The sequence below is a fragment of the Saccharicrinis sp. 156 genome, assembly GCF_050589685.1.
Classification (GTDB): Bacteria; Bacteroidota; Bacteroidia; order Bacteroidales; family Marinilabiliaceae; genus Saccharicrinis.
In genome coordinates, this window is record NZ_JBNGOS010000015.1 from 62288 (window position 1) to 79378 (window position 17091).

The 17091-nt window shown below is 38.8% G+C and carries 7 protein-coding genes; 1 reads left to right on the forward strand and 6 read right to left on the reverse strand.

All coding sequences use genetic code 11. From position 1 onward, the window contains the following. Positions 1 to 51: 51 nt before the first annotated feature. From ACRD64_RS11300 to ACRD64_RS11310, 3 genes are all read right to left on the reverse strand, one after another. The gene (locus ACRD64_RS11300; protein ID WP_430933461.1) at positions 52 to 1860 is read right to left on the reverse strand and encodes a RagB/SusD family nutrient uptake outer membrane protein; all 1809 of its coding nucleotides are present in this window, start codon (positions 1858 to 1860) and stop codon (positions 52 to 54) included. Between the two features lie 13 nt (positions 1861 to 1873). Further along, a complete protein-coding gene (locus ACRD64_RS11305; protein WP_430933462.1) occupies positions 1874 to 5029 on the reverse strand; it encodes a SusC/RagA family TonB-linked outer membrane protein in 3156 nt (1051 codons plus the stop codon). Between the two features lie 75 nt (positions 5030 to 5104). Then, entirely contained in the window at positions 5105 to 6289 is a 1185-nt protein-coding gene (locus tag ACRD64_RS11310) for a glycoside hydrolase family 88 protein (RefSeq protein ID WP_430933463.1), read from the reverse strand. 274 nt (positions 6290 to 6563) lie between these two features. Here ACRD64_RS11310 and ACRD64_RS11315 point away from each other — a divergent pair, with 274 nt between their 5' ends. Continuing rightward, a complete protein-coding gene (locus ACRD64_RS11315; RefSeq protein ID WP_430933464.1) occupies positions 6564 to 10604 on the forward strand; it encodes a two-component regulator propeller domain-containing protein in 4041 nt (1346 codons plus the stop codon). 164 nt (positions 10605 to 10768) lie between these two features. Here ACRD64_RS11315 and ACRD64_RS11320 read toward each other — a convergent pair whose 3' ends face one another. The 3 genes from ACRD64_RS11320 to ACRD64_RS11330 form a co-directional block, all read right to left on the reverse strand. Next, positions 10769 to 12337 (reverse strand): sulfatase family protein, encoded by a 1569-nt coding sequence (locus ACRD64_RS11320; protein ID WP_430933465.1) that lies wholly within the window; start codon positions 12335 to 12337, stop codon positions 10769 to 10771. 164 nt (positions 12338 to 12501) lie between these two features. Continuing rightward, the gene (locus tag ACRD64_RS11325; RefSeq protein WP_430933466.1) at positions 12502 to 14322 is read right to left on the reverse strand and encodes an arylsulfatase; all 1821 of its coding nucleotides are present in this window, start codon (positions 14320 to 14322) and stop codon (positions 12502 to 12504) included. Between the two features lie 136 nt (positions 14323 to 14458). Then, entirely contained in the window at positions 14459 to 17089 is a 2631-nt protein-coding gene (locus ACRD64_RS11330) for a transglutaminase-like domain-containing protein (RefSeq protein ID WP_430933467.1), read from the reverse strand. Positions 17090 to 17091 lie beyond the last annotated feature (2 nt).

Sequence of the window (17091 nt, forward strand, 5' to 3'; positions counted from 1 at the left end):
ACACACTAAGAATACCATCTGCGTATTCTTAGTGATATCGTATTAAGCTTCTTAATATCCTGGATTTTGTAACAGGTTATTATTAAGTAAGATCTGACCTGATGGAACAGGGTACAAATAATGCTTTAATGCAAAATTACGCTGATCTTCACGTACCAACTGTACAGCATCCCTTGTTTCTCCGTTCGGTAAAGTAATGGCCAATGGATCGTTAGAATAATCAGCAGGATCGTAAACAGCCGTGTTGTTTTCAATAGCTGTACCTCCTACAACCATACCACAAGTAGCTTCACCCAAAGCATCTACTGCAATATTCCAACGACGAAGATCGATAAAGCGGTTCGCCTCGGCATAGAATTCAACCGCACGTTCGCGACGAATTTCTTCCAATAAATCTAAACCGTTTGTTGTAATAAAGCTGTTTGTCAATGCAGGCAAACCAGCTCTTGAACGTGTTTTATTAATAGAAGCGTTTAATTGGGCATCTGTTAATGTTCCGTTTAATTCATATAACGCCTCTGCATAAGTTAAATAAACCTCAGCCAAACGGATGATTGGGAAATCTACACCACCATTGTCTGGTATGTCAAAACTTGAATCGTCTTTACCCCATCTTTCCCATTTCTGACACTTATAACCTGATCCTGCATCGGCATTTGAATAACCCGGTAACAATACTGTTTCGTTGGTAGGAACTCCACTTGTTAAGTCATTATAGTCTCCATAGCTACGGAATGATCCAAAATAGGCTCTCATACGATAATCACGGTTTAGGTATTCATCACCTATATTATCATATCCTTGGAATACACTACTTTTTTCGATAGGTAAACCATCCGAGCACAGAATCATATCAATCATCTTTCTGTTAGGAGCTGCACGACCTGACTGCGCAGGATTTGTTGAGTGGAATAAATCAAGATCATGTTTGCGATATAAAATAAACTCCTTATTTGAAGTTTTATCCAAACCAAGTGGATTAGAATTTGAAGCTTCAATATTTACCATAAAATAATGACTCATACCGCTTAACTCACTGCTATAATCCCACAGTTCATATGATCCTTCGTTCATTACATCTTCACACATCTCTGCTGCCTCTGCCAAATAAACATCGATATTAGCGGCATCGTAACCGGCAGATCCGGCTCCTGTGCTTGTTCCATCACCATCAGTAGTTGTACCTACATATTTCATCCATGTAGCTTCGTGCAACAATACCCTTGCTTTAAAAGCTTTGGCAGCTCCCTGACTTACTAAACCTTTATTATCTGCAGCAATAGCACCTTCCAATGGAAGATCAGGAATAGCCTCATTTAAGTCTTTAATAATTTGTTCTGTTACCTCGTAACGGCTGTTACGTTTAGCCCAAAGCTCTTCCGAATCTGTTTCTAAAGAACGTAGTACAATAGGTACTCCACCAAAATATTGCATTAATTTATAGTGGAACCAAGCCCTGAAAAATTTAGCTTCTGCTACTTCTTGTGCAATTTCAGCTTTATCTCCACCATACTCTTCGGCAAACTCAATTAATTTATTGGCTGTACGCAAGTTTGTATAACTTCCGCCCCAGTTACTGTCATCGATAGGTATACTTATGTTGCCAAAACCATAATCAGTTTCAGAAATAGCTGCTGTAGATAAATCCGAAGCATAATCCAGTAAGTTTTCACCTAAACTTCCCATTCTAAAACTAGGAAGTCTGGTGTAGAGATAATTTGCAGCTTCTCTAAAATGCTCCGGTTCTGTAAAGTAAACCTCCTCAGTAAGCTGATCAGGATCTTCTAACTCAAGAAAGTAATCCATGCAACTACTTAATAGTAGCATGACAAAAATTGAACTGATATATATAATTTTCATAATACTTACTTATTTAAAATGTTAAATTAACTCCCATTGCCCAGGTTCTCATAAATGGATATGAAGAATCCGCAGAACTACCAAACTCAGGATCCCATCCGGAATCAAGGTTTGTAAACTCAAATAAATCATTACCCGAAAAATATACTCTTAACTTGTTGATGTCAAAATCCCTGATTTTAATTTTGGGGAAAGTATATCCTAATGTTAAGGTTTTACATCGCATATAACGTCCCTTCATCAACATAAAGTCGTTGTATTCGTAATTCCATTTTGCAATAGAATTGTACGATGACATACGTGGATATGCTGCACCAGTGTTATCAGGTGTCCATGTCTTATCGTTATAAGAAATATTTTGGTTGGTAAAGTGAGCATCTCTTGGATATGCTGCCTGACCTGCCCTAAGTACGTTATCTTGTAATACTCCCTGGAAGAACGTACTAAAGTCCCAGTTACGCCATTTGAACCCAAGGTTAATACCATATACATAGTGAGGATCTGCATCACCACTGTCAACCACATCACCTATATCATTAACGCCATCACCAATGGCATCGATTTTTCCATTACCATCTACATCTACAATTCTAACATCTCCAGCTCTTAGGTTAACATCCTGAGGAACCTCTCCTCCTCCTGCACTATACATAGCATAATATTCGTCGGCTTCTTCTTGTGTAGCAAAGAAACCATCCGTTTTGTATAGGAAATAAGTATTTAAAGCATAGCCTTCTCTTCGACTTACCAATCCTTCTTTCCAGGTATCTGCACCTTCCATGCTTACCAGCTCGTTACGAGAATCACTCATATTAACAGATACATTGTACTGTAGCTCGCCAATTCTATCGCGCCATCCCAACTGGAATTCCCAACCATTCGTTTCAAGAGTACCACTGTTGGTTGTTTTAGGATTACCTCCCAATACATCTGGATAAGTAATAGAGATTAACATATCCTCATTTTTGGAAACGTAGTAATCAAAGGCTCCACTTAACCTGCTGTCCAACATGCGAAAGTCAACACCAAAGTTGGTGGTTTTAATGGTTTCCCAGGTTCTTTCGTTAGTAGTAATGGTATTTGCAGTTGCAGTTGTATACAAGTTTAGGCTTTGCTGACCAAAATAGGTTGTACCATAACTAAGTAAAGAAGCGTAATCGTGATTACCAATACCCCCTTGGTTACCTAACTCACCATAACTTGCACGAAGCTTTAAGAAGTTAACTATTTCATTGTCTTTTAAGAAGCTTTCTTCGGTAAGAATCCAACCTAATGAACCTCCAAAGAAGTTTTTCCACTTATAACCTTCATCAAATTTAGAAGAACCATCGCGTCTTCCCTGAAGTTCAACCAAATACTTATTCTTGTATCCATAGTTAAATCTACCCAAATAGGATGCTAAACCCCAGTTAGATGCACCACCGTCTGCTTCAATCTTGGTTTCCTCACTACCTAAATTCAAATCGTAAATCCCATAGTCATCAAAATCCTGTCTGTAACCTGACAACGTTTTACGTGTTCTCTTTTCAGCAGACATACCTACCATAGCTCCAATGCTATGCGCACCTATCAGCTTATTATAATCGAAAAATCCCTGATAGGTCTCATGTTGATCTTCGTTACTTGATTCTTGGATGTAACTAGTTTTATTTACTGTGGAATTCGCTTTTTCGCCAGCCCACGAGTAGGTAGGTACAATTAACTGGTATGATTGGCCTCTTTGCCAAGCTCTGTCCATTGCCACATCACCACGGAATTTTAGATCCTGAGTTAATTTTAAAATAGTACTTACTTTTAAACGGAACTCTTCACGTTTACTTAATTCCTGACCACCATCAACCATACGGGCAATTGGGTTAATACCACCCCCCTTTTGTCCAAAGTTGGATCCCCATTGACCAAATGAGTTTACCACAGGCCATAGAGGTGGATCTTGTGTAAAGGCTCTGGATCCATCATATAAAGGACCTTCAATGTTTCTTTTATAATAAGAAGTACTGGTTTGGAAACTTAACCATTTATTTACATCAAAATTATAGTTGGCACGCAAGTTAAATTGCTTTTTACCATCATAAGTAGGTTTAATAGCCCCCATATCTTCAATATAACCGGTAGACACACGGAAATCGGAACTCTCTGAACCACCGGAAACACTAGCATTATGCGCTTGAGAATATGAGGTATCATATAAATCATCATAATTGTAGTTATTACCGATATAGGTATCACCCCAATAAGGTGTATTGATATAACCTGTGTTCCCGTCGGCCATCCACTGAAATTGCTCAAGGGTAAATGCCCATGGTGAAGGCGTTAAGCCAGCTAATTCATCTTGCTCACAGTAATCTAACCAAGCTTGTCCATACTCCTGAGGAGTAGATGCCAATTGAGGTTTGATACCTACTGTGTTAATCTTCATCTGGCTAGATACATTTACTTTAACTTTACCTTTACCTTTTTTGGTTGTTACAATGATTACACCGTTAGAGGCACGAGAACCATAAATAGCGGCAGAACCATCTTTTAACACACTGATACTTTCAATATCATCAGGGTTTAAAGAAGTAAAAGCACTGTTTCCCATAGTTGAAATACCGTCAATAATAATTAACGGAGACTGTTCGTTAATCGAGTTTGTACCACGAATACTAAAATCGATACCCTCATCACCCGGTTTTGAAGAAGAACGTGTGATCACAAGTCCTGGCGACTGTCCTTGTAGTGCCAAAGCTGGGTTAGATACGGCTCTGTCTTCGAAAACCTCAGCTTTAACCTGTTCAATAGAACCCGTTAATGTTTCTTTTTTCTGCGTACCGTAACCTACCACAATTACCTCATCAAGGTCGGCAATATCAGAAGTCATTTTTACATCAATTTTAGTTTTGCTTCCAACTTTAACTTCCTCGTTTGTCATTCCAATAAATGAAAATACAAGTACTGTTTCTGCATTTACACCTGCTATTGAATAAACACCATCAATATCGGTAATTGTACCATCGGTAGTTCCTTTTTTCATAATTGCTACCCCCGGTAGTGGCTGACCTGTTTCGTCAACAACTGTTCCTGTAACCGTCTTTTGTTGTGCAAAAGCACTAAAAGAAGTTACCATAATAAAGAGACAAAGCATCAATATACCCTTCCCTTTCAAGTCTAATTTGTTGTTTTTCATAAAAAAAAGATTTTATCAAATTTCTAAAATTGCTTTACTGATTTGAAAGTATTACCAGTATTTTTTTTCATTTAACTAAATTTTGTGCATAGCTTTATATTTTATTAGTGATTCCAAAAAGTAATAGTCCGCATACACCAGTGGCACATCAATTTCCGAGTTATAAGGTTTAGAGCCAGTTGAGTGCTTCAAAAGGAATCCCCCATTCTCTCCTGTTTTAGCAAAAAAATCATCTGAACTCATGGTGTCCAGTAGTTTTTTAGCCACATCATAATGTTCCTGGTCTTTCGAATATTGATATAGTTCAAATAACGCCGAAGAAATAACCGCGGCTGCCGAAGCATCTTTGGGTTCATTTGGAATATTGGGAGCATCAAAATCCCAGTACGGCACATCTCCGTTTTTTATATCCGCTTCATTTATTAAATACTGCGCCACATGAATTGCCTGATTTAAAAATTCTTCCATTCCGGTTTCGCGATACATCATGGTATACCCGTATAATGCCCAGCCCTGTCCTCTTGTCCAATCGCTATCGTCGGCATATCCCTGGTGCGTATTTTTCTTTTCTGCCGCACCGGTTTCAGGGTTATAACCCACCACGTGATAACACGAATAATCATCGCGAAAATGGTTTTTCATGGTGGTTTGTGCATGCTTAATCGCTATTTCCCTGAATCCTTCGTTACCGGTTTCTTTTGCCGCCCACATCAACAGTTCCAAATTCATCATATTGTCGATAATTACCGGATAAGCCCATTGTTCTGTAAGTGAGTTCCAGGAGCGAATACATCCCACAACAGGATTATACCGGGTAGACAAAGTTTTAGCAGACTGTATCAATATCTCCTTAAGTTTTGGGTCGTCGCTATATTTAATGGCATGCCCAAAACTGCAATACATTTTAAAACCGATATCATGATTATCATCGTTCCATTTTTCGGGTTCAAGCGGCAAGGTATAATCCATGGCCAGTTCTTTCCATTTATCGTTCTGCGTTAATTCATAAAGCATCCATAGGTTTCCGGGAAAGAAGCCACTCGTCCAGTCCTTGGACGGAACCATGGTTATTGCTCCCTTTTCTACAGAACGGGGCCACAGAAGACTATCCGTTTTAACTTTTTCAATTTCTCCGAGAGCGTAATCAAATTGAGCCTCTACGTTATCTACAATGTTTTGCACCCCATTGGATGCCGGATTGTTACATCCAATTAACATAACCACGATGAACAAAAAAAGGCTTGCGAGTTTAATTTTCATAGGACAATTATTTTATGTTTTTAAGGTTTTAAATTGAGATACACTATTATTAATTATATGCATCGGGTTTCAATTTTCACACTCGTTATTATTAATACTTTTTATCTAAATTTCTTCCATCACTAAAATAATGTTAACAACCGGCACTCAGCTTGTTAAAATGTTGTAATCTTTTGAATATTTGTTGCATGCTACAACATATGATGCGTCCATGCAACATGATTATTAGTATTAAGTTGATGAAAACTCTATTTTTGTAAAAATTCATTAACAAATGAGAACAGTTATTGCAATCGCACTGGCATTACTATTAAATGCCATTCATATATGGTCACAGATGGATGATATAACCTTCAGGCATCTTTCACCACCCGGAGGGTATAGTTTTCAGGCCATCCATTCATTCAACCAGGATGTATATGGCTATATGTGGATAGGGGGATTTAACGGTATCATCCGATATAACTCAAAAGAAACCACCCGTTTTTTTTACGATCCCGACCAGCCTAACAGACTCCCCAGTAATATAATTACAGGAATAGTTAACGATGGCGACAATAATATTTGCGTCAGTACTGACAAAGGACTGTGCATTTTTAATAGGGAAAAACAGGAATTTGAAAAGATTGTGTATACCTACGAAGATGGCAGTAACGCCAATATGAACATACGTTCTCTGCAATTGGATGGTTTTGGGAAATTATGGATTGCAGATGACAATTTCGTTGGGTATTTGGATTATAATAAGAAATATTTGATCAGAATAAAAAATAGTATTGTTTCTTCTCCTTGCATCTTGTATAACGACCAAGCCAACCGACTTTGGTTAGGGACCCTTAACGGCTCCGTGTACAAAATCAACCATGAACAAAACAAGTTAATTCACATAGTAGATGGCACCGGATCCCGTGTTCGAACAATATGCACCAGTTCTGATAACATATGGGTGGGTTACCAGGAGCATGGAGCCAGGTTATATGATTTTAACGGAAACCTTAAAAAAGTATACCGTGATACTTCCGGTTCGGAAGTAGATTTACAATCGGCCAGTATCCGCAAAATTATAAGAGATACACGGGGGAATATATGGATAGGGTCGTATTATGGGTTGTTTGTAAGTGTTGGAGACAAAATTGCACATTTTACCACAGATAATTCAGAAGGATTACCACACAATTCTATTTTTGATATTTACGAAGATAAACAGGGAGGTATCTGGATAGGTACCTGGTCGGGAGGAATTGCCTATGTCCACCATTCCGACAATAAATTTATAAATTTCAGGCACACCAGTGAACCATTCTCCATTTCCGATAACATGGTCAGTTCCTTTGCACAAACACCCAACGGAGATATTTATGTGGGGACAGAGCTTAGCGGGCTTAATCAATTCGATCCGGAAACGTCTCGTTTCAAGCAAATCCACCTCCTGGAAAACAAAGGCGTTATCGACATAAAAGATTTAGAAGTGGACAATCAAGGAGGACTGTGGATTGGAACGGCATTCAACGGCGTTTTTTATCGGCCTGCCAATGAGAGTAGATTTAAACATTTTAATGAAGGACCCGAAGATGGCTTTCATGTTTCTTCCAAAGAAGCATATGCTTTATGTAAATCAGACTCGGGAATGTGGATTGGGACCATTTTTGGGGGACTAAACTTCTATCACTCCAAATCCGGAAAAATCCAATTCACCTCAAAAGAAGCGCCGTATAGTCAAACTATTGGGCTTTCTATTTCTTCACTTCATATTGACACAGAAAAGAACTTATGGGTCACGACGACATCAAACGGCATTTACAAGATACATTTACCTACACGTAAATCGGCACATTTCACTTCTAACGCTATTCCAAAACACAGAACAAAGTCTCCATCATTTTATTGTGTGGAGCAACTCTCTGACGGGAATATCTGGATAGGCTCAAAAGGAGGAGGTATTCAAATCTATCATCCCAAAAATGATATTCTTACTTTTTTTGATGCCAATAACCTTTTAAAGGGCAAGGAAGTATACGGAATCGTTGAAGGCAGCCGGAATAATATATGGATTACCACCAACGATGGTTTAATTATCTACAATAAGAAGGAACAAAACCCGAGAAGATTTGTAATTCAGGATGGTATCCAGGGAAACCTATTCAATCCTAATGCGATTTTTAAAGACCGTGAGCAGAATCTATATTTTGGGGGCACCAATGGTTTTAGCCTGCTCGAGCCAAAAAAGATTAAAATAAACAGAAGAAAACCCAATGTTCTTATCAATAAAATAACCGTTAACAACCGTGATGTGATACCCATCCAATCAGGAATTAACAGATACGAGAAGCTTGTTTTAAACCCCGAAGAAACAAATTTGAGTTTTCATTTCTCAGCCGACAATTACCTGTTAGCTGATAAAAACAAATATCAATATCGCCTTTCCAACTATGTCGATCAATGGGTTGAAACCGACAATCGCGGCGTGGCCTCTTATGTAAATGTTCCTGCAGGAGAATATATTTTTGAAACACTAGCCAGCAATAACGATGGCATCTGGAACCAAACACCTGCAACCATTTCTATCGTCATAAAACAGTTCTGGTATAAATCGAATATAGCCGTTTCGTTTTATACCTTATTATTGTTAACGATAGCCTTTTTAATTTTTAGATTTTATCGCGAAAGTTTGAATTTAAAAAAAGCCTTATTAATAGAAAAGATAAAACATGAACAGGAAGAAGAACTAACAGAATTAAAATTGAAATTCTTTACAAACATTTCGCATGAGTTCAGAACTCCATTGACATTGATAAACGGGCCTGTTAACAATTTACTGAAATCGAAAAACCTGGAAGATGATCAACTTGATCAATTGGACACAGTAAAAAGAAACACCAACAGATTGTTACAGTTAATCAATCAGATTATGGATTTGAGAAAGATGGAGAAAGGTTTATCCAAGTTAAATATCTCAGAAATAGAACTGGTTGATTTTATAGATAGGAGAATCCTCAATTTTGCTCATGAAGCCAGGTCAAAAGGTATCAGCTTCTCATTTGAATATGGTAACCGGGATTGGCGTATTGAAATAGATGAAGAAAAATTGGACAAGATTGTTTTCAATCTCCTGTCCAATGCCTTTAAATACACACCCGCAAAAGGCACAATTACCGTTTCTATCAACGACAGTCAGCAAACCCACAATAAGTACTCCAACCAATTAAGTTTTGGAACAATTGGTCATGACGATTACCTTGAAATAGCCGTAATAGATAATGGCCCGGGCATTAGCTCCCAGGACTTACCTAAAATATTTGACCGTTTTGAAAGAGCCGATAAAAACACATCTAAAGAATACAGTACAGGTATTGGACTACACTTATGTAAAGACTACACTTTGATGCACCATGGTGCCATCATTGTTCAAAGCACACCCAACGAAGGCACTTGTTTTACGGTTCAATTACCTATTCATCAAAAGGCCCGTAAAATGCTTTACACCGTCGACAATGAAGCTGAAAACATGGAATCGATGGAAACACCTACAAGCACCAAGCAGCAACCCGAAGGCGTAAAAAAGGATATAGAGATACTGGTAGTTGAAGATAATGACGACTTGCGAAAATTCATTATTGGCCTGTTAAAAGATTTTTATACTGTTTATAGTGCCGTAAATGGGACAAAGGGACTTGATTCTTTAAAAGCCCATAATATCCAACTGGTAATATCGGATGTGAAGATGCCTGAAATGGACGGTTTTGAGTTTTGCCAAACCATTAAATCGCAAATAGAAACCAGTCATATTCCCGTCATTTTATTAACGGCACTGTCATCTGTTGAAAATACCTCAACCGGACTGGAAAAAGGAGCGGATGCGTACATTTCGAAACCGTTTAATGAACAGTTATTAAAATCGCAAATTGAAAACCTACTCACGCAACGAAAAAGGTTACAAGTGAGTTACGCCCAAAAATATATTTCAAAACAACCTATTGATGTGGGAAGTTTGGATAACTACTTCTTAAACAAACTAAACTCAATTATCGAAGACAATATTAGTAATGAAAACTTCTCCGTTGATTTTTTAGCCTCCGAAATGGGTTTGAGCAGAAGCCAACTCCACAGGAAATTAAAGCAAATATCCAATCATTCCACCTCGGAGTATATTAATATGGTTAAGATTAAAAAAGCAACTACCATGCTATCGTCAGGTAATTATACCATCGACGAAATAGCATTTAAATCAGGGTTTAACAGTCACTCTTATTTTACTAAATGTTTTAAAAGGATACATAATCAATCGCCTAAGGAGTACTTGAACAATCATGGCTAGAATCTTCTCAAAGGAGGTCTGGTTAGAATTTTTTATTAAAAACAAATCCCTGAGTATTGTAATGTGAATCAATAACTCAGGGACTAATAAGAAAAACTATCATGCTAAAATGGTCATTAGACTTTATCTAAACACCAATTCGAATAGGAAAATCTAATCCTTATTTAAAACGTGGACTTATCAGTATCCTGATATAATGTTTGCAATTCTTTAAGTTCTTTTTTCAGTTGTTCGGTAATATCCTTATAACCTTCTTTCCCGTACAGATTGTTCATCTCATGGGGGTCATTTTCCAGGTCATATAATTCCCATACATCAATATCATGGTAGAAGTGAATCAATTTATATCGATCAGTTCTGATACCGTAATGGCGCTTTACCATATGCTCGTTAGGGAATTCATAGTAATGGTAGTACAATCCTTTACGCCAATTTTCAGGCTTTTCCGAGCTGAATAAAGATTTTAATGATACCCCCTGGATATCTTCGGGAACAGCTACACCTGCCACATCCAGAAAAGTTGGGGCATAATCAATATTTTGAACAAACTCGGTTATGTCACCTCTTTTGCTATACGATTTTGGCAAATGCATCAATAAGGGGGTTCTGAATGATTCCTCGTACATAAATCTTTTGTCGAACCAACCATGCTCGCCCATGTAAAACCCTTGATCTGAAGTATAAACAACTAACGTATTTTCCAATTGTCCTGTTTCTTCCAAATAATCCAATACACGGCCCACATTTTCATCAACAGATTTAATACAGCTCAGGTAATCCTTCATGTAACGTTGATACTTCCATTTGTAAAGCTCATCTCCTGACAGGTTTTGCCTTTTGAAATCGGCCATGATTGGGGTATAGTGCTTTTCCCACGCTACTTTTTGAGCTTCGTTCATTCTTGAGGTATGCCCCGGATACCATTTCATACGGGTTTCTATCTCACCCTTAGGGTCTTCCATTTTTAAATCGTATATTAAATCCATATCCCCAGATCGGATACTCAACTTTTGCTCAGCAGCTGCCTTGCGACCTTCATAGGTATCGAAGAAGTTATCCGGTAAAGGAAACGTTTGGTCTTCAAAATCATCTAAGTACATCGTATCAGGCTCCCAAACACGATGTGGGGCTTTATGATGAAGTAGCATGCAAAATGGTTTTTTCTGATCCCTGCTGTTTTCAAGCCAGTTTAAAGCTAAATCGGTAGTCACCGTAGTCACATATCCCTCATATTGTTTTTGCTCGCCCATCTCTATAAAATCAGGGTTATAATAGTGCCCCTGTCCGGGCAGTACATTCCAGTAATCGAAACCCGTTGGGTCGCTTTTGAGATGCCATTTACCCACCAAAGCGGTTTGATATCCGGCCTGTTGCAATAACTTAGGGAATGTCTGCTGGCTCCCGTCAAAAACAACATCATTATTAATTTGCCCGTTTATATGCGTATGTTTTCCCGTGAGCATGGTGGCACGGCTGGGCCCACAGATCGAGTTCCCGACAAAACTATTTCTAAATATCACCCCATCCCTGGCAATCCTATCAATGTTTGGCGTTTCGGTAAATCTGTTGTCATAAGCACTTAAAGTTTGCAGAGAGTGATCATCAGTCATTATAAATAATACATTTGGTCTCTGTGTTGAGCTCTCGTTAGTCGTTTTGCATGACGTCTGCAATGCGAATAATCCACAAAATACAAATGGGAGAATTGACCATTTATTAACTTTATTTCTCATGTGTTTTAATTTTGAATTCATTTTCTATTCGTAATACTGTTTTATCTTTTTGCTGATTATCTATTCTAATGTTTCCCCTGAACAATAATTCAAATCTGGCAGAGGAGCAATGATTATCCTGTCTTTTTTTGTCAAACAATAACGGCCAGATTCCAACACCTCTCTTATAATGAAGTTCCTGAACTGTTACCTTCTGTTAATCTCTCAATATAAATATAATAAGCAGGATGCACCCTTCCTTGTTTATCGATCAGCTGAGCCTCCATATCGTATTTGCCTGCAGGTATTCTTCCGGTAACAGATACTTCCGCTTGCCCATTTTCAATTTTCAGTGTTTTTGTAAGATTAGCCACGTATAAATAAGCCTCTACAAAATCATTTTTTGTACTGGCAGGCATTACAGCCTCCAGCTCAATCGTTTTTTCCTGGGCCGCGAAGGTCTCATTAATCGCCAGTCCGCTTTCACGGGGGAATCTGCGAAGGCTAATTTTATATTCTCCATCCTCTACAAATTCAATTTTCCATTTTCCAGAAGCCTGTGCTCCGGAAGCAGCGCCATACTGGTGCCACATATGCCCAAACTTACCTGTAAACATATCATGCGACGAAATGCGACTTGGGTTCTCTTTGCACGAACCTACCTTTATATACGCATATTTTTCATTAGGGCCTTCACTCATAATCGATTGCCACCACCTCTCATAACCTTCAGATAGTCGCTCTGCTACTTTAGGATATTGATCAATCACATTATTGTTCTGTTTTCGATCATCCGCCATTTTGTATAGTTCGCTGCCATTCACCAAACGCCAATCCTGATCCATGACCGAATAATTACGATATTTAATCAGATTCTGACGTCTTTGGGTATCTACATATAAAATACGGTTTTCCCATTTACTCCCCTCATTATACAGAAGGGGCTTAAGACTTTTTCCGTCAAGGGGTTTTGCCGGATTAAAATCCAGGTCAAGCATATCCACAAACGTTGGTAATAAGTCGTAATGCGCAACTAACTTATCAATATCTTTACCGCCGGTAAGTTGACCATTAGGCCAACGGATAAATAAGGGCACTCTATGCCCACCTTCTAGCACACTGCCTTTTTGTCCCCGTAAACCAGCATTATGGACTTTTTGTCCGGCGGCAGTACCATTGTCGGTTGTGAAAATAAGAATGGTATTTTCAGTCAGATCCCAGTCATCCAGTTTTTCTTCCAACAATTTAAAATTGTCATCGATATTGGTAATCATACCATAAAAACGTTGCTCTTTCTCAGAAAGGTTTTTATTTTCAATATACCTATCAAAATATTCTCCAGGGACATTACGAGGGCCATGTGGTGCATTGGTTGAAATGTAACAAAAAAAAGGATTCTCCTTATTTTTTTGGATAAAGCTTAAGGCTTCTTCAAAAAATACATCAGTACAGTAGCCTTCATACTTTTGAGGTTGTCCATTATGCCAATAAGTGTCATCAAAATAATCGTTCCCCCAGTAATCAGGTCCTTGGGTAATGCCCCCGCCTCCGTGCCGTACTACTTCATGAAAGCCTCTGTCCTCAGGACGATTAGGGTAATTATCTCCCAGATGCCATTTTCCGAACATTCCGTTTGTATACCCATTTTCAGCAAAAACCTGAGGAAGCGTGATTTCATCTTCAAAGAGAATTGATCGCCCTGTAATCGTATGAAACACATTTAAGCGGTTGGTATGCCTTCCTGTCATTAATGCACCGCGTGTAGGAGCACATGTGGTAGATACATGATAATTGGTAAACCTGACTGCGTCGGAGTAAAATTGATCGATATTAGGTGTTTGGATATAAGGATTCCCCATACATCCCAGATCTCCCATCCCCTGGTCATCGGTTATCACGACAATAATGTTAGGCTTTTCCCTGGTAATATCTTTAGCCCCACTGGCGTACAAAGGCACGACTGCAAATAACAACGTGAACAACAAGGCTATTTTTATATTTTTCATATCTTAAAAGTTTAAATATCAAGATAAACCGAAAGACACAGACCTGTATGGCAAAGGTTGGGACATCGCGGTTTCAGTGATCATCTTATGTTTTTAACATTTAATCATAAAATTTTAATTTATTGCAATGTCCATTTTATTCCTGGTATTTGTTTATGACTTTTAAAAGTTGGTCGCCGGCACCAATCTTATATCCCGAAGACAAATAGAATATATCATTGTTGGCAGACAACAACGTTAACACGGGTAATTGGTCGTCGAAATTACTATTTGTTGCCGATTCAAAATCTTTTAACAAAACATCATCGTTCACAAAAACAGCATTTGCGGGCAGTTGATATTCTGCCGGATTAAATACTTTAGCCCTGTCATCGTTGGGCAAAATAAAAATGAATGGGATGTTCAACACGTCAAAAGTCGGTTTCAGTCCTTCAAAATCCTTCAATACATGTTTGGTAGGTTCCTTATCCGGGTCGAGCCAAACCAATACCGTTCCGTTGTTTATTGAACAATCCCGGAGTTTTTCCTTTTGTTGGTCTGAAAGGATTAAATCTGCGGGGAAATAAAACTTACCTAATGATTCTATGGGTTTGGTATCATTTCTTAACGTAAGCTCCACTATTTTGTGCTCGTCTTTTTTAATGGTAAAGAACGACAAACGAGAAAGAAGGGTACCATTCTTCTCTCTTTCTGCCGTGAATAACAGATAATTACCGACCGCTAAATCAAGTTTCTCCGGGAACTCGGTCAACATCCTTTTAAAATCGAACTCAAGTGTTTTATAGCTTCCATTCTCAAACTTGGCTAGTGTAAACTGCTTGAAGTAGCTGCAAGTTTGCCCCTTCAATCCAACACCCACCAAGTGAATGCTTCCAAACGCTTCCGCTTTTTCAGGTTGTGATTCTCCTAAATGCACATTCACCCACTTATCACGGGTTTTGTATTGGGCTATCCCTGTAACCCCATCTATTCGGGCCGCTAATCCAGCAGTACGGCACATGGCTATAAAAAGAATTTTTGCACTACCAAGGTCGCATGTTCTCATTTCGAAAACACCTTGTGGAATGGAAGGAACCCAAATATAATTTTCAGATTTATCAATGTTGATATTTTCTAGAATCCACTCTTCCGCTTTCCCGGGGTCTTCTTTGACACCAGACCAAAAATCATTATTGAACCGGGATTTTAAAAAAGCTTTGTAGGTTGATAGCTGCTCTAAAGCTATCCTTGGATTTAAGATATACTCTGCATAATCTTCTTCACTATATCGATGGTCGTAAGCCGGCGAATGCTGCAGGTGACTCAACAACACCGGGGCAGGCGCGTCCCTTAAATCTTTCTCAGATATCTTATCCAATAAGGGTAATACCCATTTTTTACGTTCAGCAGTGGTTTGTTTAACAACTTGCTGAATATTTCTCCAGTTCCCCCTGGCTTTTTTCATCTTTTCCCAAACCTTTGTACTATCCAAACCTTCTTTTGAAGCCAGTGCAAAGGCATGTTCTTTTGTCATAAAGGTTTTTTCATAAGCTATTCGCACCGAATCTTCATATGCCAAGCGAATTTTATTTAAAGCCTTACCTTCAGGCGATACCTCTAAGGGTATTTTTTTGGCAGGAGGAACCAGGTCTATGTCCATCACTCTTTCAGAAAAATCACTTCCATTAAGAACGATTATTGCGGTATCGGTTTCTGCAACCGATACTTTTTTAAAGTCAAACTCATCCTCTTTCCAAACCCATACGATTACATCTCCCAAACCCAGTTTTAGTTTGCAGATACCCTTTTTATCCGTTTTTAAGGATGCGAGGTTATACAATTCGGCATAGTTACAAACCAGGAATCCAACTTCGACTTTTTCCAAAGCCTTATCCTCTTTGTCCACCACCTTTACAAAAAGATCTTTTGCGGTTGCATAATTTGAAATCTGGTTCAGGCGCGTATAGTTCTCACGCCTATAAATAATATCGGATGCGGCATAGTGACCTGGTGTTTGCGCAGCCGTTAAAATTGCCCTGCGGCTTGGTTCAACAAACCATCCCTGATTCACATCGGCCTCCGGTTCACAGGCGCCCATAAAATACCAATGTCCATCGGCCCAAAATTCAACCCAGGCATGGTTATCATCTTGGTGTACCCAACGAGGTGTATAAATCTGACGGGCAGGAATCCCTACTGCTCTTAAAGCAGTTACTGTTAGCACAGATTCCTCGCCACAACGTCCCTTGGCATTTTTGATTGTTGCCAGGGGCGCTGAGGTTCGGGCATCGGTACCCGTGTAGGTTACTTTTTCGTGACACCAATGATTCACCTCCAGCGCAGCATCTTTCATGCTTAAACCTTTAACCCGGTCTTTGAGCGCATTAAAAATGACTGCCCTGGCGGAATCCATGTTTTCGGTTCCTGCCCGCGGTGGCAATACAAAATGTAGGAAATCATCATTGCTTACTTTTTTGCCCCACGAAAATGTTTCCCGCGCTTTAAATGCATAGCGAATTTGTTGCAAATAGTAATCCGAATCGTAATTGCTTAAATCACTCAACGTTTCGTAGGCATACAGAAACTCAAGGGCTTCTCTTTCTGTAACGCTTAAATCCGCATCGAAAACATGCAGCAATTGCGATTGCCTATTATGTAATAACTGCTCGCAACGCTGCTCAAACTTCTTTTGGATTTGGTTTCTTTTACTTGTATCCGTAACCAAATGCTTCGAACAACTTGCTAGCATCCATACACTTACTAAACACCAAAGTAGCTGGTTCTTCATTT